Source organism: Methylobacterium sp. P3_A11 (genome assembly GCF_056403155.1).
Map to the genome: position 1 here is coordinate 1 of NZ_JBFUGA010000053.1, position 21,404 is coordinate 21,404.

General features: G+C 62.9%; 21 protein-coding genes. 11 read left to right on the top strand and 10 right to left on the bottom strand.

Annotated features, from left to right (window positions below):
* Window positions 1–807 precede the first annotated feature (807 nt).
* The 4 genes from AC1DXK_RS17235 to AC1DXK_RS17250 all read left to right on the top strand — a co-directional run bounded on the left by AC1DXK_RS17235 (window position 808) and on the right by AC1DXK_RS17250 (window position 4,626).
* Window positions 808–1,197, top strand: coding sequence for a hypothetical protein (locus AC1DXK_RS17235; protein WP_477298455.1), 390 nt, complete (start codon window positions 808–810; stop codon window positions 1,195–1,197).
* An 851-nt stretch (window positions 1,198–2,048) separates the two neighbouring features.
* Window positions 2,049–2,984 (top strand): VUT family protein, encoded by a 936-nt coding sequence (locus tag AC1DXK_RS17240; RefSeq protein WP_456684416.1) that lies wholly within the window; start codon window positions 2,049–2,051, stop codon window positions 2,982–2,984.
* Entirely contained in the window at window positions 2,981–4,045 is a 1,065-nt protein-coding gene (locus AC1DXK_RS17245) for a glycosyltransferase family protein (RefSeq protein WP_456684417.1), read from the top strand. Before AC1DXK_RS17240 ends, AC1DXK_RS17245 begins: the two co-directional genes overlap by 4 nt.
* Before the next feature lie 134 nt (window positions 4,046–4,179).
* Window positions 4,180–4,626, top strand: coding sequence for a 6-pyruvoyl trahydropterin synthase family protein (locus AC1DXK_RS17250; protein ID WP_456684418.1), 447 nt, complete (start codon window positions 4,180–4,182; stop codon window positions 4,624–4,626).
* A gap of 379 nt (window positions 4,627–5,005) precedes the next feature.
* Here AC1DXK_RS17250 and AC1DXK_RS17255 read toward each other — a convergent pair whose 3' ends face one another.
* The 8 genes from AC1DXK_RS17255 to AC1DXK_RS17290 all read right to left on the bottom strand — a co-directional run bounded on the left by AC1DXK_RS17255 (window position 5,006) and on the right by AC1DXK_RS17290 (window position 12,428).
* Complete coding sequence (locus AC1DXK_RS17255; protein WP_477298479.1) at window positions 5,006–6,421, bottom strand: FAD-dependent oxidoreductase; 1,416 nt, start codon at window positions 6,419–6,421, stop codon at window positions 5,006–5,008.
* Window positions 6,418–7,800 (bottom strand): FAD-containing oxidoreductase, encoded by a 1,383-nt coding sequence (locus AC1DXK_RS17260; RefSeq protein WP_456684420.1) that lies wholly within the window; start codon window positions 7,798–7,800, stop codon window positions 6,418–6,420. Before AC1DXK_RS17260 ends, AC1DXK_RS17255 begins: the two co-directional genes overlap by 4 nt.
* Window positions 7,800–8,261, bottom strand: coding sequence for a DUF4126 domain-containing protein (locus AC1DXK_RS17265; protein WP_456684421.1), 462 nt, complete (start codon window positions 8,259–8,261; stop codon window positions 7,800–7,802). Before AC1DXK_RS17265 ends, AC1DXK_RS17260 begins: the two co-directional genes overlap by 1 nt.
* Before the next feature lie 112 nt (window positions 8,262–8,373).
* Window positions 8,374–8,889: a DUF1993 domain-containing protein gene (locus AC1DXK_RS17270; RefSeq protein ID WP_456684457.1), complete on the bottom strand. Its 516-nt coding sequence runs from the start codon at window positions 8,887–8,889 to the stop codon at window positions 8,374–8,376.
* Window positions 8,890–8,999: 110 nt separating this feature from the next.
* Window positions 9,000–9,542: a carbonic anhydrase gene (locus tag AC1DXK_RS17275; protein ID WP_456684422.1), complete on the bottom strand. Its 543-nt coding sequence runs from the start codon at window positions 9,540–9,542 to the stop codon at window positions 9,000–9,002.
* Between the two features lie 34 nt (window positions 9,543–9,576).
* Window positions 9,577–10,323 carry an SDR family NAD(P)-dependent oxidoreductase gene (locus AC1DXK_RS17280; RefSeq protein ID WP_477298459.1) on the bottom strand — a complete coding sequence of 249 codons (747 nt, stop codon included), beginning with the start codon at window positions 10,321–10,323 and terminating at the stop codon, window positions 9,577–9,579.
* Window positions 10,324–10,398: 75 nt separating this feature from the next.
* Window positions 10,399–11,277: an NmrA family NAD(P)-binding protein gene (locus AC1DXK_RS17285; protein ID WP_456684424.1), complete on the bottom strand. Its 879-nt coding sequence runs from the start codon at window positions 11,275–11,277 to the stop codon at window positions 10,399–10,401.
* A 257-nt stretch (window positions 11,278–11,534) separates the two neighbouring features.
* A complete protein-coding gene (locus AC1DXK_RS17290; RefSeq protein WP_456684425.1) occupies window positions 11,535–12,428 on the bottom strand; it encodes an NmrA family NAD(P)-binding protein in 894 nt (297 codons plus the stop codon).
* A 279-nt stretch (window positions 12,429–12,707) separates the two neighbouring features.
* Here AC1DXK_RS17290 and AC1DXK_RS17295 point away from each other — a divergent pair, with 279 nt between their 5' ends.
* The 6 genes from AC1DXK_RS17295 (at window position 12,708) to AC1DXK_RS17320 (ending at window position 18,426) form a co-directional block, all read left to right on the top strand.
* Complete coding sequence (locus AC1DXK_RS17295; protein WP_456684426.1) at window positions 12,708–13,592, top strand: LysR family transcriptional regulator; 885 nt, start codon at window positions 12,708–12,710, stop codon at window positions 13,590–13,592.
* Window positions 13,593–14,027: 435 nt separating this feature from the next.
* The gene (locus AC1DXK_RS17300) at window positions 14,028–14,846 is read left to right on the top strand and encodes a hypothetical protein (RefSeq protein WP_456684427.1); all 819 of its coding nucleotides are present in this window, start codon (window positions 14,028–14,030) and stop codon (window positions 14,844–14,846) included.
* A gap of 557 nt (window positions 14,847–15,403) precedes the next feature.
* On the top strand, window positions 15,404–15,631 hold the full coding sequence (locus tag AC1DXK_RS17305) for a hypothetical protein (RefSeq protein WP_477298463.1): 228 nt from the start codon (window positions 15,404–15,406) through the stop codon (window positions 15,629–15,631).
* A gap of 486 nt (window positions 15,632–16,117) precedes the next feature.
* Complete coding sequence (locus AC1DXK_RS17310; protein WP_477298465.1) at window positions 16,118–17,515, top strand: hypothetical protein; 1,398 nt, start codon at window positions 16,118–16,120, stop codon at window positions 17,513–17,515.
* 114 nt (window positions 17,516–17,629) lie between these two features.
* Window positions 17,630–18,091 carry a DUF6641 family protein gene (locus AC1DXK_RS17315; protein WP_456684429.1) on the top strand — a complete coding sequence of 154 codons (462 nt, stop codon included), beginning with the start codon at window positions 17,630–17,632 and terminating at the stop codon, window positions 18,089–18,091.
* A 131-nt stretch (window positions 18,092–18,222) separates the two neighbouring features.
* On the top strand, window positions 18,223–18,426 hold the full coding sequence (locus tag AC1DXK_RS17320; RefSeq protein WP_456684430.1) for a hypothetical protein: 204 nt from the start codon (window positions 18,223–18,225) through the stop codon (window positions 18,424–18,426).
* A gap of 182 nt (window positions 18,427–18,608) precedes the next feature.
* Here the strand turns inward: AC1DXK_RS17320 and AC1DXK_RS17325 are convergent, their stop codons facing one another.
* Together AC1DXK_RS17325 and AC1DXK_RS17330 are read right to left on the bottom strand one after the other, a co-directional pair.
* Entirely contained in the window at window positions 18,609–18,950 is a 342-nt protein-coding gene (locus tag AC1DXK_RS17325; RefSeq protein ID WP_456684431.1) for a hypothetical protein, read from the bottom strand.
* 770 nt (window positions 18,951–19,720) lie between these two features.
* The gene (locus AC1DXK_RS17330; RefSeq protein ID WP_477298467.1) at window positions 19,721–19,894 is read right to left on the bottom strand and encodes a CsbD family protein; all 174 of its coding nucleotides are present in this window, start codon (window positions 19,892–19,894) and stop codon (window positions 19,721–19,723) included.
* 523 nt (window positions 19,895–20,417) lie between these two features.
* On the opposite strand from AC1DXK_RS17330, the gene AC1DXK_RS17335 reads away from it, so the two are divergent.
* Complete coding sequence (locus AC1DXK_RS17335; protein WP_456684433.1) at window positions 20,418–21,089, top strand: DedA family protein; 672 nt, start codon at window positions 20,418–20,420, stop codon at window positions 21,087–21,089.
* Window positions 21,090–21,404 lie beyond the last annotated feature (315 nt).

Sequence of the window (21,404 nt, forward strand, 5' to 3'; positions counted from 1 at the left end):
GAACCGGGGAACGAAGAACTTGGCACGATGGATGTCGCCCCAGTTGACGCCAGCGTACCGGCCGAAACCGAACTAGCCGGATCAGGCGGTTGCATCAGTGCAATACCCATGGAGGCGGATCGTTCTGGAGGCACTCTCACCAGGCACGATGGGAGCGACGGCAAAGCTTCCTCACCAAGAGGAGGTAGCGAGGCCGAAACCGGAACTAACATGAGCGGCTCGGCCGACGCCCAGCCACTCACGCTACTCGTAAGGGAATGTCTTCCCGCGCTTGGGCAGCTTCCAAAATGTTCGAGCGGTCCAGGAAATTCTAGCGACATATCACTGTTCGTTGGGCTGCCAGCCGGTAACGACAGCGGAACGTTGCTCTACGGGCCGATAGAATCTGGCATCCGCGCGGAGAAGGCCGTCCGGGCGATGCTGCCCAAGCACTCCCCCCATTAGGGTAGACGGAACTCAACGATTGCACGCTCTCTCAGTAGGAAAGGTGAGAAAATGCAGCCAAATTTGCTAAAGCACGACGGTGCGCAGTACTGTCCGGCAATCCAGCCGGGCTACGCTCGGCTTGTTGGCGACGGTTACGGGCCGCTACGTACCGATGGACGCCTTACAAAAGGTGACCTTCACTTACTGAATGGCCAGGGCATAGCCACGCTTTCCCGCTACTTGTACGCTGCGCCGCACCTTCTGGCTAATCGAAATCCGAACTGCATGGTCTCCACACGCGCGATTGCTGTTGCATGTGGTTGTCTTGACAGTGGGGGCTTTCAGATCGGGACCGGCAAGCTCCCGCTCACCGTGACGTACATGGACAATACACTCCGTGCCTCCGAGGAGCAGGAGTCTGCACCAGTGATCGATGCGCCAACTTCCGCAATTGGAAGACCCGGGACTGGCTTCTACAGCTTCAGGCAGTGTCTAGAATTTACGTTGAGAAACGCGTTATACTATATCCGCAATCGCGAGCCAGGCCGTACCAAACTGCTGAATGTCATGCAGGGACGATCTAGGAAAGAAGCTCGTGCATGGCGCAACGGGATCAAGCACCTGAATGACCGCGCGCTATTCGGTGATCGAGCTCTTGATGGCTGGGCGTTTGCCGGCGCAACGCGGCTTCACCTTTCCATCACACTTGAGCACCTGGTGGTCCTTCGCGATGAGGGCTACCTGGGAAACGACCTAGGATTCACGTTCTAGGGACCGGCCACCCAGAAGTAGCCTGCGCGCTTACGGCGGTTCAGGACGGCTTGACTGAAACACATGGCGGAGCCGAGCTGACGTTCGATAGCTCAACCCCGTTCCTCATCGCGGGTCGTTACCAGCGAGCTTACGCAGACATCGCGAATTTACCGCGTAAAATCCACCTTACAGCATGCGCTATGCCAGACAACCCGCGTCACATAAGGAGTGACTCACCTTGGCCATGTTCTAGCCCGTTTGCAGATCGGCTTACACTAGGCGACCTGTGTGTAAAAAGTTCCGGCAAGACGTGCTGGGACTCACTGTCTCAGGTTCTTCTTGCCGCGCACAACGTATGGCAGCTGTGTCATGCCATCGCACAGGTCAACCATCGTCTGCGGCTGACAGAGGCAGAGAGCCGTCTGTGGCTCCCTGAAAGGCTCGTCGATCTCACGACCAAAATCCGTGAGGTGCTGCGTAGCGAGAAGCCGATGACGCTGATTCAGCGGTGGGCGGCAGATCTCGATCAACTCGCTGGACGCGGGCGGAACAGCACACTGCTGCCGGAAGATATCGACCGCTGACTGACAGCTGCAGCGACACTTTGCAATTTGCAAAGTCACAAAGGAGCAGATCATGGCTTTTGATACATCCTAGAGTTAATTCGATCCGCTATCGCGTTGCCTCAGAGTGTGAACAAGTACCGTACGCCCTCATCATTTGCTCACACGTTCGTCCATACGCGCTGGAGAAGAGACGCACATCGTCCTTGAACGCTGCCGTGATCGGCACTCGCAAGCTCTTCTTGCGTGACGTCTGCAGCCGCTACTCCAGTAACTCAGTAAATCAAACTGCAATGGAGCACCAACATGCGCAACCGCAACTCTCGCGGCCCGAGCCCTATTGGCCCGTGGACTCCTTTCTACGTCTTGTTCATCTTGTTCATCAACTGGACTGTCTACGGCATAGGCGACTGGGACGTGCTCGGGGCCAAGATCCCACCTGCTCTGTTCGCGGCCGGTGTCGTGTTCGTGCTGCGTGACTTCAGTCAGCAGGAGATCGGCCAGCGCGTCCTCGTGGCTACGTTGTTAGCCGCTGCCGGCAGCTACTTTGTAGCGGGCGGCTGGATTGCCCTCGCCAGCGCGATCGCTTTTGTGATTAGCGAGACGGTGGATCAGATCGTGTTCACGATCCTGCGCAAGCCGCTCAAGGACCGGATCCTCATCTCCTCGGCATGCTCTGTTCCTATCGACAGCTTCGTCTTCTTGCAGCTGATCGAGCGCTTCACTCTCGGCGCATTTCTCATCGCCTGCATTATCAAGATGGTAGCGAGCTTGGCGATCTGGCTCTGGCTCCGGCATCGTGACGCCCCAGACGAAGCGCCTGCTCCCGATGCGGCAGGAGGCACTGTCCCTGGATCTGACGATGCCCCTATCGCTCCACGTCACGAGATCTCCGTAAGGTTCGCTCGCATCGGCTTCCACCGCTGGCCTGATGCACCGCCCCACCGATCTTACCTGTCGGAGCGTCATCGTCACACGTTCCGCTTCAAGGTCTCACTTGAGGTTCGGCATCGTGATCGCGAGGTCGAGTTCCACGATCTCTCAGACTGGCTGCAGAGTCTCTACGGCCCGGGTCCCTTGGAATTTGGCGATCAGAGCTGCGAGACGATCGGGCATGACCTCTACCGGCACATCTCGCAGAGGTATCCTGGAAGGTCCGTTAGGATCGAGGTGTCCGAGGACGGCGAGTACACCTCTGAGGCGACCTACCCGGCGCATGTTACAGCGGAGCCGGTGTCGTGAGAATCCGGATCCTGCCCATCGAGGCTCACCAGCAGCGCTACACGTGCGAGTGGGTGTCAGAGCTTCCGAAGCGGCTGAGGCGAGCGGCCAAGCGTAAGGGCGTGGCGACACAAATTCGCAGCATCAAGGGTACCCTGCTTCGGCAGGGTACCACCCCAGAAACTTTCCTGAACTTCGCCGCCACCAACATCTACAAGGGTACGCAGATCGCTCGGGTGGCCGAGCTCTTCAACAATGGCGAGGTGCAGCCGGGGGATATCTTCGTCGTCCCCGACGCTTGGCACCCCGGAGTGCATCAAATCCGCTACATGAGCGAGCTGCTCGAGGTGCCCGTTGTCATCTTCGGCCTATGGCACGCGGGCTCGTACGATCCGAACGATTTCCTTGCCCGCATCGCTCGCAGGCAGTGGGCGCGCGGCATGGAGCAAGCGCTCTTCGACGCCTACGATCTGAACGTCTTTGCCACGCGCTACCACGTGGAGCTGTTCTGCGACGCTTTCGATCTCTCGCCGGCCCATCCGCGTATTGCGCAGTGCGGCTGGCCCATGGAGTACCTGCCGAACGTGCTGGCGCCATATGCCGGTTTGCCCAAGGAGAACATCGTGCTGTTCCCCCACCGGCTGGCACCGGAGAAGCAGGTGGACATGTTCCGCGATCTCGCAGGCAGCTTTCCGGACTGGCGGTTCATCGTCTGCCAAGAAACGTCGAGGTCCAAGGAGGAGTATCACCGGCTGCTTGCGCAGAGCCGCGTGGTGTTCTCGTGCTCTCTGCAGGAGACACTCGGGATCGGCTGCTACGAGGGGGTGCTCGCCGGTGCCGTACCGGTGGTGCCGGATCGTCTCAGCTATCGAGAGCTCTACCCAGCTGGGTTCCGTTACCCGTCCGAATGGACCCTCAACGAGGATGCCTATCGCAGGAACAAGCCGGCGCTTGTTGCGCACCTTCGCGAGGTGCTGACACGCGCTGAGCAGGGTGGCTTTGAGCTCGAAGGCTGCCGACAGCAGCTGACGCCGTTCTTCTCGGGTGATGAGCTGTACGCGAAGGTGCTCGAGGGGCTCTGAGCGCCCCTCGCCCACCCATCCAGCCAGCCGCAGAGGCCTGTTGGTCAAAGGCGCTCTGCGGTTGGGAGCGCATCGAACGCAACTCGGCCTTCCGATCTGCGAAGGCACCGGTCCCAACGATTGGAGACTTACGCGTGAAATATCGCAGCACGAAGACCTATGGCCACGACGTCGGCCTGTCCTGCTGCTTTCGGCAGTGGCGGTCAGCTTCGCATTGCAGGTTCCTCCACGGCTACGCGCTCGCCGTGCACCTGGAGTTCGAAGCCGACGACCTTGATGCACGCAGCTGGGTCATGGATTTCGGCAGCCTCAAACCCGTGAGGCGCTGGCTGGAGCAAACCTTCGATCACAAAACGCTGGTCGCTGCGGACGATCCGCTGCTAGCCGAGCTGCGAGCAATGGACGAGATTGGCCTGGTCCAGCTCGTCGTTCTCCCGCACGTGAGCTGTGAGGCGTTTGCCGAGCACATCTTCGCTTGGGTCAGCGACTGGTTGGCCGAGCAGAGCCTCAGCCCGCGAATCCGCCTCGCCGAGGTTCATGTTCGCGAGCACGGCGCAAACGCGGCGAAAGTGCTGGCCTAGCGCCGCAGAGAGCCTTTACGCGCCTTCGGTTGGCGCGGTGCCGGACCTTGCCCTTTGCCGCACAACGGACATTCGGCTTTGCGCCCAACTTGGTCATTCGGCAGCCTTCAGTAGCTACTCCGAAGCGGACATCATCTCAGCCTTGACCACAGGTTCGGGTAGGGACGATTCTGAACCGCTGCATCATGGCAACCGACCGCCCCCTCTATGAACAAGATCAGGCCATGTCGCAGCCGCTGTCGTGTGCGGCGCAAGCGAGGTTTTGCTGAGGTCGACAGGTGCCTCGTTCTAGTGGCAAACCTGGAAATTATCGCAGCCGACTCGGTTGTCGTCCCGCCGGTCTGTTAGTTCGACCGAGCGCTTGCTGGTCAACGAGCGATCAGGCCGCCTTCGACAAACTGCTACGTTCGCTTACGGGCGCGAATAACATGTTGAGCCCCTCCGCCAAGGTAGGGTGGGCCAAGATGCCGTCGCGCAAGGCAGTGTAGGGTAGGCCGCCGAGCATCGCCATCTGCACCGTCGCCATGACCTCGCCGGCCTGGGCACCCAGCATCGCGAAGCCCAGGATGCGGTCGTCATCGCCCACCAGCGCCTTCATGAAGCCCGTCCTCGCCGAGAGCGTGCGAGCCCGCGGGACGGCATCCATCGCGAGCCGCGCCACGCGATACGGTACTCCAGCCCGCGCGGCCTCGCGCTCGCTCAGGCCCACCCGACCCAACTCGGGCTCGAGGAATACGCTGTAGGGCACGAGCCGATCCTTGGTCGTGCGGTCCCCACCCACGATGCCGCTCTTGGCCACCCGATAGTCGTCGAGCGCGACATGCGTAAACATCGGGCTGCCGGCGACCTCGCCGAGTGCCCAGATGCCTGGCGCACTTGTAGCCAGTCGGTCATCGACCAAGATGAACCCGCGCGCGTCGAGCGTCACGCCGGCGATGTCGAGGCCGATGTCCCTCGTCATCGGGTCCCGGCCGGCCGCCACTAGCACGTGCGATCCGGTGAAGCTCTGTCCATCTTCCAGACGCACCATGACGCTCTCGCCAGAGCGGCCTGTGACCTCGGCGATGCGGGCGTCCAGGGCCAGTTTGATGCCGTCGGCCGAGAACAGATCCTGGATCGCGGACGCGACGTCGGCATCCTCGCGCGTAGCGAGCTGTCGCCCATGTTCGATGATGGTCACCTCGGCCCCGAGATGCCGGAAGGCCTGTGCCAACTCCATCCCGATGTAGCCGCCGCCGATTACCAACAGGCGCTCGGGCACCACGTCGAGCTTCAATGCCTCGACGTGAGTGAGCGGGGCCGCCTCCCGCAGACCGGGCACGGGCGGGATGGCGGCGCGCGTGCCGAGGTTCAGGTATATGCGGTCCCCTGTGAGCCGGCGCGTGCCTCCCTCAGCGGCGACCTCGATCACCCTGGGCTCGATGAACCGCCCCCAGCCTAGCGCGAGCTCGAACCCGCTCGCGGCGAACGCCTTGGCGTTGACCTCGACCATGCCGGCGACGACCTCCGCGGTGCGCGCGGCCACACGACCCATGTCGACGGTCGGCGCCTCGGGCAGTACGACCCCGAACTCCTCGGCGCGCCAGAACAGGTCCGCAACCTGCGCGCTCCGGACCAGCGCCTTGGTCGGGATGCAGGCGATGTTGATGCAGGAGCCGCCGATCATCCCGGCCTCGACGACCGCGACGCGCTTGCCGGTCTTGGCCTGATCCATCGCCAGCGTCTTGCCGGCCTTGCCTCCGCCCAGGATCAGGATGTCGTAGCGTTCGACCGCGCCAATTGTAGCCTCCCTCAGTGACTGATTGGCTTCAGATCCCCGAGCACGGTCGGGATCAGCTCCGACACGGTCGGATGGATCGGCACAGCCCATTGCACGGTCTGAGCGCTCGCCCCGGCGTTGATCATGTCGAGGATGCCGTGCACCGCCTCGTCGCCCCCGGTGCCGAGGATCGCCGCGCCCAGGATCGCCTGGCTCTCGGCATCGACCAGCACCTTCATGAAGCCCTTGGTCTCGCCCTTCTCCACGGCTCGGCCGACGCGGGTCATCGGCCGGGTGCCGATTAGCGCAGGACGGCCGCTCGCGCGGACCTCCGCCTCGCTCATCCCGACCCGGCCGAGAGGCGGATCGATGTATAGGGCGTAACCGGGGATCCGGTCGCTCACCCTGCGGCTCGCGCCGTCAAGGAGGTTCGCGGCTACGATCTCGAAGTCGTTGTAGGCGGTGTGGGTGAAGGCGCCGCGTCCGTTGCAGTCGCCGAGCGCGTAGACCCCCGGAACGCTGGTCTGAAGGCCGTCGTTCACCGTGATGAAGCCGCGCGCGTCCGTGACGATGCCGGCCGCCTCCAGACCGAGGTCGTCGGTGTTAGGCCGACGGCCCACCGCCAGCAGCACGTGCGAACCGACCACCTCCGGCTCGCCGTCGGTGCAGTTCACCCCGACAGCGACCCCGTCGGCGTGGGGCGCGAACCGGATGCACTCGGCGTTCAGCCGCAGGGCGATGCCCTCGTCGCGCAGGATGGCGGCGACCGCCTCGGAGATGTCCGGGTCCTCGCGCCCGATCAGACGCGGTCCCATCTCCACGACGGTGACCTCACTGCCGAAGCGGCGGTAGGCCTGGGCGAATTCCAGCCCGATGTAGCTGCCGCCGACCACGACGAGGTGTTCGGGCACCGTGTCGAGCTGGAGTAGCGTGGTGTTGGTCAGGAACGGGACCGCATCGATGCCCGGCATGGCAGGTACGTGCGCGCGGCCGCCGACGTTGATGAAGATGCGGTCGGCTTCCAGCACCTCGTCGCCGACCGCCACTGCATGCCCGGATACGAACCGGGCCTGTCCGTTGAGGACGGTGCAGCCCTCCATGCCGCGCAGCCACCCCTCGACACCGGCCCGCGCCTTGGTGGAGACGCCCTGCTGGCGTGCGGCCACCGCCCTGGCGTCGATGCCCACCGTTCCCTGGAGGACAACCCCATATTCGGCGGCGCGCCGGGCGAGGTGGGCGGCGTAGGCGCTCGCCACGAGGGTCTTGGTCGGCATGCAGCCGGTGTTCACGCAGGTGCCGCCAAAGAGTTTGCGCTCGATGACGGCCACCCGCTGGCCTGCGGCGGTGAGGCGCCCGGCCAGCGGCGGCCCGGCCTGCCCGGCACCGATCACGATGGCGTCGAAGCGGCTGCACATCACAGCGCTCCCAGGACCAGGGCGCCGCCCAAGATGGCGACGGCGTCCTCGATGAGGGCGGCGGGTCGGTCCTTGCCGAAGGACGCCGCCAGACGCCCGCGGACCGCGGCGCCGCCATAGGTCCCGATAACGGCGCCGACGACGCCGGCCACGAGGCCGCCAACCAATTGGCCGGAGGGGATGCCGACCGCCGCCCCGGAGAGCGCGCCGGTGAGGAGCCGAGGGGCGAACTGCATCGGTACTTTCCGGCTCGGGGTGCTCGGCAGCTGGTCGGTGACGAACTCGACCAGCGCCAGGGCCGTGAACACGTAGGGCGTGAAGCGATAGCCCAGGAAGGCAAGCCAGGACCCGTCGAGGTTCAGCCAGCCCAGCGCCGCCGCCCAGCTGACGATGGCCGGAGCCGTCAGGGCGCGCAGGCCGGCGATCACGCCGACGAGCAGCGCGAGAAGAAGCATCGTCATGATCGCTGTTTCCTTGCTTCGAATTTCGAGGGCCGGCGCCGTGTCCGACTGTCGTTCGACGAGGGCGTGATGCAGCGGCCCTAATCGAGGGAGACCCGGCCGCGTCGGCTTCTCACGTGCGATCGTGCATGCCGAGGTAGTCGATCTTACCGAGGGGAACGCCGAGGTGGCGCAGGATGTCGTAGGCGGTGGTGACGTGGAAGAAGAAGTTCGGCAGCGCGAAGGTGAGGAGATACGCGTCTCCTGAGAGCGTCGCCTTAAGCGCTCCGCCGCCGAACGTGATCTGCCGTGCCTCGCTGTCCTCCAGAGCCTCGGTAGGGACCGTCTCCAGGTAGGACACCGTGCGCGCGCATCGCGCGCGAAGGTGGTCGAGGGTCGCCTCCTCGTCGGCGAAGGAGGGCCCGGACCCGCCCGAGAGGCGCACGGCCGCTAACTTGGCCGTGTCGCTCGCCCGCTGCACCTGCCCGGAGAGGGGGAACATGTCGGGGGCGAGGCGGGTCGCCACCATGGTTGCGGGATCGAGGCCGCTCGCCCGGGCATGAGCTTCGCCCTTCGCGAGCAGGTCCGACAGCACCCCGAGCCCCCGCGTGAAGACAGGAATCGAGGCTTGGTACATCGAGAGAGACATCGCTCTGTTCTCCGCTGTCAGAACCGTCGAATGCAGCATCGACAGCGCCGTATGCAATTATCACGCACCATTCTGAGGACGGACGACCGCATTGAGCCGTCGTTCCAGCGTCAGTCTTCGGGTCGAAGCAGAGCCGGCGGAACGACCGTGTCGATGGTTCCCTTGGCTACATCGTACACGAGGCCGGAGACCATGAACCCACCGGGAAGATTCGGGTTGGCCTTGAGCGCGGCCACGTCGACGGCGACGGCCTCGTAGGGGTCGGTCACCGCGACTGCCTCAAGCCCGCTCCTCGACACGCCCATGTGCTTGGCCAGCATGTCAGGCGCGTGATGATAGCACCCGATGATACCGCAATCAGTGTGGTGCAGGACGATCAGGTTCCAGCCGGTGCCGACCTCTTGGCCGCCCGCCCGAGACACGACCCGCAGGAGCGCCAGGGTTTCAAGCAGCGCCGGGCTCACACGGCCACCCACGTTGCGGATGATGGCGGCCTCGCCCGGCTTGAGCTTGAGGATGTCCATCGGGTCGACCCGAGGGTCGACGCAGCCGATGATCATCGTCCGGCAGGACGGCATCATCTTCATGCCGGCCGAGAAGCCGGTCTCGGCGAAGTCGGCGTTGCGCTTTAGCAGCGTGTCGAGAAAGTCCATGGTCGCCTCCTGAGATCTACGGCTTTGCGGTCGGTCAGGCGTGCTTGGGCAGGCGAGTGGACATCATCGCCTGCACAGCCTTCGGGTCGGCCATGAAGGCCTGATGGATGCCGCGGGACTGGGCGCCGGCGACGATCTCGTCGTTCGTGCCGGCCTGCACCGCGTCGAGCGCGTCGGAGGCGACCTCGGCCGGCGACATCCGCGGCTCGGGCAGCTTGGCCCCCAGAGGCGTTTCAGTTTGAACCGCCAAGACGCCGACGACCTGCGTGCCCTGCGCGCCGAGCTCGGCGCGGATGCTGCGGGTGAGCGACAGGGTCGCCGCCTTGGAGGCGGAATAGGTCGCCGCCAGCGGCAGGCTGACCAGCGCCAACATCGACAGCATATTCAGCACGGCGCCACCGCCGGACGCCGCCAGCGCCGGCGCGAAGGCGCGAGTTAGCGCCAGCGTGCCGAAGTAGTTCACCTCCATCTCCCGCCGTGCGTCCTCGATGTCGGGGGCGGAGATCGAGCCCTGGAAGGCTGCGAATCCGGCGTTGTTGATGAGCAGCGTCACGTCCTTCGCCACGCCGGCGGCGGCGGCGACTTGGTCGGGGTCGGTGACGTCGAGGGGCAGCGGCACGAGGCGGCGGTCGCCGTCACGGACCAGTGTCCTGAGCGAAGCGGTGTCGCGTGCCGCCACGTAGACCTTGGCCGCGCCGCGCTTCAGCAAGTCGGCGACGAAGGCGCGCCCGATGCCGCCATTCGCGCCCGTGACCAGGACGACAGAACCGGAGATGTCCATGACCGTGAATCCTTCATGCGGATTGGGGATGAGGGAGGCCGCGGACATCCGGAGGCGGGTCCGCGCCGGTGGATGTCAGTGGGCGTTGAGCTTGTCCGCGTGCAGGCGGGCGAACTCGCCGACGGTCATGGAGCGCCGGCCGGTCAGCCTCTCGACGTTGTCGTCGGCACCGGACATGTGGCCGTTCTGGTAGTCCACCATGGCGCCGCTCAGGTGCTGCACGATGTAGGCGGGCACGCCCATCTCCGTGATGGAGGCGGCGTATTCGTCGACCGGCAGGTCTTGGAAGACGATCTTGCGGCCGAGCGCCTCGGACAGCTCTGCGGCCATCTGCTCATGGTCCATCTCAACAGGACCGGAGATCGGGATGGTGGTGCCGATGTGCCCTTCCGGGTCCTTCAGAAGCACGGCGATGACGCGGCCCTGATCGTCGGCGGCGATGGGCGAGTGGCGGCCCTTGCCGACCGGCATGCGCAGGACGCCCTGCTGGAGGTAGGGGAGCTGCCAGGGGTAGAGCAGCCACTCCAAGAAGTAGGTCGGCCTCAGGTGGATGACGTGCAGGCCCGACCAGTTGAAAACCTCCTCGGCGATGAAGGTGTCGCGGCACGAGTTGCTGGAGGACTCACGGTTGGCCGAGCGCTGCGAGAGGTTGACGACGGTCTTGACGCCCGTCTCCTTCGCGGCCTGGGCGAAGTTCACCGTGGCGTTGATCAGGCCGGGTTGGACCGGCCACACGAAGTAGGCCGCCTCGACACCGTTCATCGCGTCGCGGACGGTGTTGATCTCCAAGAGGTCGCCGACCACTACCTCGGCGCCCAGCGCCTCCAGGGCCGCCGCGCGGTCATCCCTGCTGTGCACCATCGCGCGGACGTCGAGTCCGAGAGCGATGGCTTCCCGGACGGCGGCACGGCCGGTGTCGCCTGTCGCACCTGTGATGAGCACCTTCTTGGACATGACGAAAGCTCCTTCGGAAAGGGGGTTGACACGATCATCGAAGTTATTTGGGTTAGTGGGCGCGGTGACTTTATTCGCGCTGGACTTTGCTGGATTAGGCGCCGCTGCCTGGCGCCTCCGTTTCGATGTGTTGGTTATCGGCCGCGGGCGGCTGGGCCGGTAGCCGCTGTTTTCGGCTAATATCTATCTCGCCCCAGCATCAATCACCGGGGTCCGGCGACCGCGGGCCTGAGGCACCGGGCGGTCGCCGGACGTTGTCACCGCCGGCTGGCGGCCAGGGGGTATTCGAGCACGAACTTCGAGAGGTTCGCCCTGATGAACTCCTCGATGGTCACGAGCGGTTGTCCGATGATCTCCCTGCCGATGGTGTCGGTACCCGCGAGCAGGCCTTCCTGCTGGTCGATGGTGACCGCCTCGAAGTGCCGCCGCATGGCCTGGGCGTCCTGGAGGCCGAAAAGCTCCAGGAACGTCGACACAGTGACGTGCTCGTAGGGCATGTCCTTGCCCAGCACGCGGCTCACCTCGGCCGCGAGCTCCTCGTGGCTGTATTCCACCGGCCCATGCAGGGCGATGGCCTGCCCGAGGTAGGGCCCCGGGTTGTCGATGATGCCGGCGACGATGCGGGCGATGTCGCTGCCCGCGATGGGGGCGAAGCGGCTGTCCTTGTCGTAGGGCATCACGTAGCGCCCGTAGCGGATCTGCGGCGCGATGTAGAGCAGCCACTCGGCGAAGAAGGTGATCCGCAGGTGCACGGAAGGCACACCGGACCAGGTGAAGATCTGCTCGGACAGCCAGTGGTTCTGGCTCGCCTTGCTGCGTGCGGCCGGGCGCGCCTGCTTGTGGGACATGTTGACGATGACTTCGAGGTTTTGCTCCTTCGCCGCCTGCGCAAAGATGACAGCGGCCTCGACCAGCCCTTCCTCCAGCGGATAGACGAAGTAGGCACGCCGCACGCCGTCCATGGCGAGCCGGATGTCGCGCAGGCTCCTCATGTCGCCGAGCACCACCTCGGCGCCAAGGTCGCGCAGGCGCTGGGCCCGCTCGTCGTCCTTGCGTACCAGCGCACGGACGCTGAGGCCTTTTTCGAGCAGTCGTTCGACGGTGGGACGCCCGGTGTCACCCGAGGCGCCGGTTACGAGAACGGTGGTCATGATGATCTCCTTCAGACATGAGGGCGCGCACGGCGAATACAGGTGCCGGTCTGCGTTTTGAGCAGTGATTGGAGAAAACCACTTGCCGCCGGGATTGGCCGGGGCGGCACCGACCTTCTAATCCGGCATACGTCGCCGGGCTGGGTTGGAAGATCCTATCTACCGCCTCTGCTCGGTAGTCGCTGAATTCCGCTATGTTCTATGCTGGCCCGGCATTAGTATCCGGCCGGGCGAGAGCCGGGGACGTCCGGGAATCGTGTTCCGGTCAGGAGTTGATCCGTGAAGGATCTTCTGAGCCTCAAGCTCTACGCGCGCGTCGCCCGCCTCGGCAGTTTCTCGGCGGCCGCGCGCGAATGCGACCTCGCGCAGTCGCAGGTATCCCGGATGATCGCCGAGCTTGAGGCGGGACTGGGTGCGCGCCTCCTCGCTCGGACCACGCGAGCGGTCACGCCGACGGAGGCCGGGCAGAGATTCCTCGCTCAAATCGAGCCGATACTCGCCGCCCTGGAGGACGCCGAGAACAGCGTGCGCGAGACCGGTGAGTTACGCGGATTGCTCCGAGTCGGGATGCCGTCGACGCTGGCCATCAGCATCGTCATCCCGAGCTTGCCGGCGTTCGCGGAAGTACATCCCCACCTTCGCATCGAGGTCATGCTCGACGACCGGAACCAGGACATGGTCAAGGAGGCGGTCGACGTCGGCATCCGCGTGGGCCGGCTCCCGGACGCCACCGGGACGACGAAGCTGATCGGAAAGATGCGGCGCGTCGCCGTCGCGTCTCCAACCTACCTCGCGCGCCATGGCACCCCGCAGGTACCCGCCGACATCGAGAAGCATCGCATCGTGGCCGGCCCGGCGGCGATGCAGGCCTCGTCCTGGCAATTTCAGCGCGACGGCGAGACGGTGCAGGTTGCCGTTCAACCCCACATCTCGACCAACGACACGGCAGGAGCCGTTGCGGCGGCGGCCAGCGGTCTGGGGATCACCTCATCGACGTCGTGGGGGTGTCGACGCGAGTTGAACCAAGGGGCGCTCGTGAACCTGCTTCCGGACTGGGAAATGGCGGAGCTTCCGGTCCACGCCTACTTTCCGATGGGTCGCGCGACCCGCATGGCCGCGCGCGCTTTCGTCGACTTCATCACTGAGAAATTGCGTGACAACTGAGGGTGCGGTCACCTGCACGCCCTATGATCTACATCCAAATCGACTATCGAGCGGCATCTTCAACAGCTTATGCTACCGGGTTGGGTCGCAAGCCAAATGTCCTTTATCCCGTCTTACTCAGTTCGCAGCGGACGTGCTGCTTCCGGCCAGGAGTTGCCGAAGTTGGGCCACTGGACCGCCTGGAATGGCACCCTCTGACTTTCTACAACGCCGATCTTCTTCCCTCTCGGATTGGCGTGGCTGCGGACGTGGATGCAGCGACGTCCCTGAGCCATAGGGCCGCGAGGACGCAGCAGCCTACCTGCCGGCGCGTCCCAGTGTATTCGGTGATGACGCCGCAGCTGGCTGTCGTCCCATGATGCTCAGGTAAAAATCGAATTTCGCGTCTGGCATAAAATAGATGGGAACAAGAGTTCACATCAAGGACCAGACAACATGGAAACTACCATCAAAGAAATACGATCCGCGCTCATCCCGGAGCTCACATATTGGGAGCGGAGGAACATCCGTTACCTGTTTCCGGGAATGGCCGAGCAACGCACGCGTGTGATGAAAGCAATTGGTTGGAGGCACGACAAGTACGAGCGAATGGAAGCCTGCGGCACGATGGACGAGAACGGACATAACATGCGGCTATGCGGTGTACCGTTGTGCCCGCGCTGTTTCATGGTGAAGCGTGGCAAAGAAACAGGTAAGGCCATCAAGAAGTACTTCGCAGGAGCCACCAATGACGACATGGCATTCCTCACGCTACTGGTGCCGCCTACGTTGGATCTTGGCACGGTAGATCCATGCATGGATGAAACCGAGACGAGCGTCCGCAACATGATCCGCTATAAGCGGAAGTCAGACAACCGCTGGAACTCCGTGCACTACACGGGCTGGTGGGAGATGGACCGGCACGACTGGCAGGACGCCGAGACCAAGCTGGGTCGGAATAAGAAGCTCGCGCTGCAGGCGGAATGGCCGCAGTTCGCCTACCGTTACGATCAAACGGTGTGGCAGCCACACCTACATGCGCTGGTGCACCTGGGCGATGTGACCCGCGAGGAGTTCGCCAAAGCGCTCCGATCTAAGGGCTACAGCAGGCCATATCAGGTGAACGTCACGGAGTTCCACCAGCACAAGCCTGTAGCTGAGAACATTAAGACGCTGGTGCGGTACTCCATGAAGTTTCGAATCGAGGCGAACTACAAGATGTCCACTGCGCAGCTGGCATGGAATGGCACGGCCATGTCATTACAGAGGAGCTAGTGGAAGGACAAGGACATCACCGCGTATGTGGATTGGTCGATGTCGAAAAGAGGTGGGTTTGAGAGATTGAAGACTCGTACGGGTTCTAAGAAGGATTAGCTTTCACAACTTTTACATACATGATACTAACTGTTTTCCCGACGGCCATAGCCGGACATCCGAAGTGATTTTTGACGTTTAGGCGAATTAGCGCCGACGTTCCGGCGTTCTGAACCGGGCTGCTTGCGAGGGCTGTGCGAGCCTTGCCACGAGCGGCGAGCAGAGTTGCAGTCCGAGACGATGCAGCACTAAATCGCCTCGTCATTCGGTCGGCCGCGTACTATCTCGCGGTGCAAAAAAGTTTAGGCCGGCATCAATATTTTCTACTCAGGCGCTAAGCGCATGGCTTGTTCGGTTTCTGCATCGTTTATTGCGCTCAGGGAGATGCAGAATATCTGATCTCGGGTGGCGGAACCGCAATATGGTGCGTTGCGAAATGCGCAAACCGCAGCGCACGAATCTGTGGTTCAATCCACGCATCGGTTGGTTACCCGGACCGATCTCACGGGAGACGATCCATGCGCGCCCTTCAGCTTCTCGCCCTCGCTGCTCTCGCCTCCACCGCTACGGTGGGTGTCGCGATGGCCGAGGACCGTATCAACCTCACCCCGCCGCTCTTCCGCGAGCAGGCCCGTTCTACGGCGGCGGTGCGTCCGGCTTCCGAGCTGACCACCACACTGCGTCCAGTCCCCGCGGCCCAGGCTCAGCCCAGCGACGTTGTCGAGACGACGGGATCCGTTCGGTAACTGCTATCTGCAGCTCGACCGCTGAGGTGAGAGTAAGAGCCCCGGACCCGCGCCGGGGCTTTCTCATGCTCAGCCCTATGTGGGCAGGAGCTTGCCCGCAGCACCATGGTACGGTGCGAAGTGGGCATGTTCCCACCCCGCCGCGCCAGCACGTTATGCGGCTTCAGCCACGCGGGTTGTGAGCGCCAGACGTTCTTCGCGCTGCCGCTGCTTGGTGGCTCTAATAGCCTCGATGCGCTTACGCTTGTGCTCGTCGCTCTGGGCTACTCCCGTGCGTGCCGCTCGGATTGCCTCTTTGTGAGCCTCAGACAGCGGCTTGCCTCGCTTGGCAGCCCCAATCTTAGCCTCGCCGCACCGATTTCCCGTTCGTCCTTTGCAAGTGGGCTGCCGAACGCCCGCCAAGCAGATAATATTGACGCGGCCAGCGTGAGTTCAGCAGTGTTTCCGAGAAGGGGCCGAGGAGGCCCAATCTCGAAAGGAACTCACATGAAGAACTCCGAACAGTGGCTCAGGCTCGCCATTAAGGTCGCCCAATCCTACGAAGATGGTACACGAAGCCCACGAACCGACAACATCGACCGCAGCATCATGGCACAATGCGTGAAGGTGCTGCTCGCCGGGCGCCCTCTCAGCCAAAAACAGCGCGATAGCTTTGTTGAGAGTGTGCGCCTCCGGGTGGGCGGCCAATACCTGACTCGAGAGTTTCCCGAAACAGCGATGCTCACTGCACGGCAGCGCCAAACAGCGCTGAAGAACGATGGCAACATCCTGACTGACCTAATCGCCTGTTTCCCTCAGGCGTTTGACACCGACGCTCTGGCATGTGGCACCGGTCGGTCGAACACCCGCGGCATTGCAGGTGGCACGTCATCGGCTCGTGACCAGGACGTACACAGCTCGTATCCAACACGTAACGCGGATGCAGCCAGCTTGTTGCCAAGTTGTGGCAAATGGAGCGGAAACTTCAACGGCGCAAGTAGTTTAGCATTCTCTACGGAACGAAACTTAACGGAACGGAACGACACAGAACGGATGGCTGAGATGGACCTCCGGTCCACTCGTCGGTCGTTGGGTCTTGCTCCGCGTGTTCCAGTGGTTAGTCCTGCGGACGAGGTGGCGCTCGCCACGCCACCTGAACACCCTGGCTCGCCTGCCGGCTCGCCAGTAGTGAGTGAGCTTCGCTCAGCCAAAGATGTGGCAGCCCATTTAAGCTCGAGAGAAAGAAGGGCCGCGCCGAGCACGGCCGCGGCTCGGGAGCCGGAAGCCGAGCACCCGCAGGACGCGACTTGGCCGTGGTTCCCCGGTGCCGACTGCCAGTTCGAGGAGAGTAAGGCGGAGCCGGCTGACAAGGAGCACCAGGAGGCAACCTGGACTGGGAGCGGGGCGGAGCCGGCAAGAAGCTTCGCGGACGAGATCACGCCAGGCATTGATGCATTTAATGGCCTCAAGCTGGAAGCTTCGCTGTGGGTTAACGGCGGCAAGCTGTCGGGTGAGATTAAGGCCAACGGCGAGACGTACCACGTCAATTTCTTGAGCTATACACGATGCGAAGAACTCATGGGCCGCAGTCACTGCGCCAGCGAAAATCCAATCAACCACGCCTGGCTGACTCACCACATTTGGCAGAATCTTGGGCGAGGCTACCGGGACCGCCAATCCCCGATCATGGGAAAAGCTGACTACGCTGAGCGCTTCGCGGTGAGCGGTTTGTACGGCAATCGCAGGTGTGAAGGGCGGCCGGTCCCGCGCGTGATGGCTCGTGCATGCTGGGAGGGTGAGCAACTGACAGCTGTCGAGGTGTATAACGGTGTGGAACTTTTCCGCCGGGAAATGAGGCCTTTCCGCAGCAACAACCCGATGGCGCCGGCTTACAAGCATGCATAGGCCTGCCTGTTAATCCTTGCAGCGCCACCCGAAAATCTTCGGTTGAACGGCAGGATAGCGGCATTACCGTCCCGGACATGAGAGCTGATCGAGCTCACATGTAAGGAGATGCAGATGTCCGTGCTCAAGACGCTCAAGTTGAGTACTGCCGCGCCCGCCGCGTCGGCCAATGATCCTCTCTCCCGCGCGCGCGAGAAGCTGCTGGGTCAGCTGACCGAGCAGAAAAACATGGCGAGCGCCGCCCTTGAGGGTCGGCTGTACGAGCCGCCGAAGGTGGCGGCGATCCGCAAGAATGCTGAAGGCGAGCGCGTGCGGGTGGAGGTGGCTCGCCGTGTGCGCAAGGGCTGGTTCCAGGATGAGGCCGGCACGGTCCACTTCATCATGCGGGTCGGCGGCCGCCCTCTAGATCTTCAGCCCGGAAAGGCCGCGATCAGCATCGGCAGCCTCGACAAGCTGCCCGGCGTCGTCGACGCGCTGATCACCGCAGTGCGCGCCGGTGAGCTGGATCCTCAAATCAAGGAAGCCGCAGCGGCTCGTGGGCTGATGATGGCGGAGCGTCGGAAGAAGGCCGCCTGAGCGCGCCACCGGCAAACGACCAGGCCAGCATGTGCCTGGTCGTCCCCACCTTCCGAGGATGACCAGCGGCAGCGCTGCTCGTTTGCAGGTGACCGGCTTGGCTACCCCAATTTCTCTTCAGGAGAATTCATATGAGCCGCGAAACGATCAAGGATCGCTACCTGCGAACATTGGGGTACATCGTCACGGAGAACAACGGACGGCGTAAGGCGCTGGACGCCGCGCAGAGAACGCTCGGCTACTACTACCCAGGTCAGAACGTGACCAAGGATGCGGGCCAGCGCACGATCGCGCACGGCAACGTGCTGGCCTGTCTCATCTACGACGCCGACTGAGTGTAGGAGAGGTGCTCGCAGCTCTCCGGGTCCTGCAGCTGTCAGCAAGGGCCTGGGATGCCCCAGCACAAGCGTCTTGAGTTCCCGGGCTCACAGGGGAGCTGCCGGGGCTGGGCAGCAGCACTGATGCCCCACAGGACATTCGCTGGAGCTTTCACAGGCAGTAGCCCAACTCCGAAGCCTCAGTGCGCATACAGCACCGTGCGGCTATCTGGAGGCACAAGCCACTGAACACCACGCTCAGGCACATTCCAAGTCGCCTTGAATAGCATCAAAGCATCGTTGCTCTTCTGGACGTCCTTCCGCTGCGCTTCGACCGCGCTGAATAGCACCCAGAGTTTCTGCAGTCGGCCGCCGCTTCGTACCGAAACTGCGACGATGGGCAGATCGGGATGGTCCTCAAGCCACCGCGCTATCTCACCGGCTAACGCTCCGACCACCTCGAGACTGAGCTTGCCTTGTGCGAGGCGACCGATGCTCTCCGTTGCCGCCTTTTCATCGATCAGCCGGATGCCCGTGCTCATGCGTATCGATCTCGCTCAGCCTTTATCGCGGTAGTGAGGCCGAGTAACGCTGGGGCCGCCTACGCTGGGCGCTTTTCAGCGCTGCCCGCGTACATACGGTCCCGGCCAACAGCCTGACAGCCCCCGTGCCGCGATCAGCGCCTCGCGGGCACCCGGCGAGAGCTGGTCCAGCGGCTTGCCGACGAGAGGCATCATAGGGAGCTGGGGCAAGCCGAGAGGTGCGCTCGTCGCCGGTGTAATGCAATCGCCCTCGCTCTGCTGCGGACTGGATAGCTTGCAAGGGCCATCCCCAAATGCCTGGAACTGCATGATGCCGGTCCGCGTTGCAGCCCCAGCCCGAACAGCCAAGGTAAGTGGTATGAGCAGCAACGAAGGAACACGCTTGGTCAGCGGCCCCAGCCTTTTTCAGGCAAGCCTCGGATTCGGCCTGTCGTTAGTGACGTTGGTGGGCTGCGTCGTTGGGCTCGGAATGGTCGCTTAATCCACACATGCAGGGAAACATGTGCCGCGCTCGTCTAGGGCTATGTGCTCAATCGCTCCGCTTTTGACGCGACGGCAGGTTCGCTCCTTCAACAGCGAGCAAACCTGTCGCTTGTCCTGGGTGGCGTAGGAGGGAAGGCGTTAGTGGAAGACGCCAAACAACCAGAGCAGCAGAATGATCGGTAGCGGAATGCCGAGCAGCCAGAGTAGCCCACCTCTAAACATCGCTTCTCCTTATCCTCAGCTTCAGGGAAGCTCGCCAGCCCAGTTAGCTGGCGAGCATCGGCTGGCTACTTGMCCTTCAGCGTATCCTTGATACCTCCAACGGCGTTCTGAACCTTGCCTCTCACCTGATCCATCATGCCTTCACTGCGCAGCTTGTCATCACCGGTGAGCTTGCCTGCACCTTCTTTGACTTTGCCGCCCATGTTGGTGGCCGACCCTTCGACTCGATCCTTGTCCATCGCTTCCTCCAGAATATTTTAAGCCACTTATACTGCGCTCGACGCAGCGAAACGCTCAGCCTAACCCGACAGTTCCGATTATTCGGCCGCGGAACGGAAACGTATACCGAACCGTTGCATGGCCTTCGGATCGCGGAGGTGTGCCATGAAACGCGTTGCGCTTGTGATCGCGGCTACAACACTGATCGGCTCGGCCGCTCTTGCTGCTGAAGGAGGGGCCGCCGTCGGGGCTGCTACTGGTGCCGCCGTGGGCGGGCCGGTCGGTGCAGCGGTTGGCGCAGGTGTCGGGCACGCGGCGACTGGCCCGGATCGCGACACTGTCGTCGAGCGCCGGGGCGGCTGCTCGCATACAACTGTCCACAAGGAGAATGAGCTCGGTGACTCGAAGACGGTGCGAAGAGAAAACTGTGACTAAGCTTTCCTGTAGAGCCGCTCGTTAGCGATCACCGGCCCGCTGTCTCGGGTCGGTGTCTATGCTGTCGGGCCTCGGCGGTTATGTGTTGGTTCAGGTGGCTGTTCGTGCATGTTGGAGTTCATTCTCGGTGATCTGTCCAGCCTGATCGCTGCGCACGGTCTCTGGATCGTGGCGCTGGTGATCGGGCTGGAGAGCATGGGTCTGCCGCTCCCCGGTGAGACCTGCCTCGTCACTGCCTCAATCTACGCTGGAGCAACTGGCAATCTCACGCTCGTCAGCGTCATCGCAGCCGCGACTGCAGGCGCTGTCATCGGAGATAGTCTCGGCTTCTGGCTCGGCCGGAGCATCGGACAGCGCGTGCTGATCCGCCACGGACCTCGTGTCGGGATTACGCCAGATAAGATTAAGCTAGGACAATACCTCTTCCTGCGGCACGGCGGAAAAGTCGTATTCTTCGGCCGCTTCGTCGCGGTGCTACGTGTTTTGGCGGCGCTCTTAGCTGGCGCAAACCAGATGGCGTGGCCACGATTTTTCCTGTTCAACGCGACAGGCGGCGTCGTCTGGGCGACCGTGTTCGGTTGCGGGGCTTACTTCTTCGGTTCACGCATCGAATCTCTTACGGGGCCAGCAGGCATCATTATGCTGGCAGTCGCCGCTGCCGGCTTTATCTGGTTGGTGATGCTGATGCGCAAACACGAAGCAAGATGGATGGAAGCGGCTGAGCGGGCATTCCCTGGCGAGATCTGCTTTGGAAAAACTCAGCAGTCTACCTGTAAGTAGTGGTCGACGGCCTTGGTGTTATCCAAAACAACGACATGGCCCTCTCTCGTTATTGGTCTTCTTTCCGAAACGTTATGTCAAAATTGACGAGGGGGCTCAATGGCTGCGCGTCGGTCTCGCTGTCATGTGCATCGGGCGATACGGTAAGAGGGCCTCGCCGGCTGTCCCTCGCGACTATGCTTTGAGAACACGGCTGCCGCTCCTGACGAGTTCCTCATTTCAGGAGCCTATCGAGCCAGACACTCTGACGGTCAAATCGGCGAGGTCTGTTACGAACGCAGGCCGTTTGAGCAGTTCAACGCTGATCCATGGTAC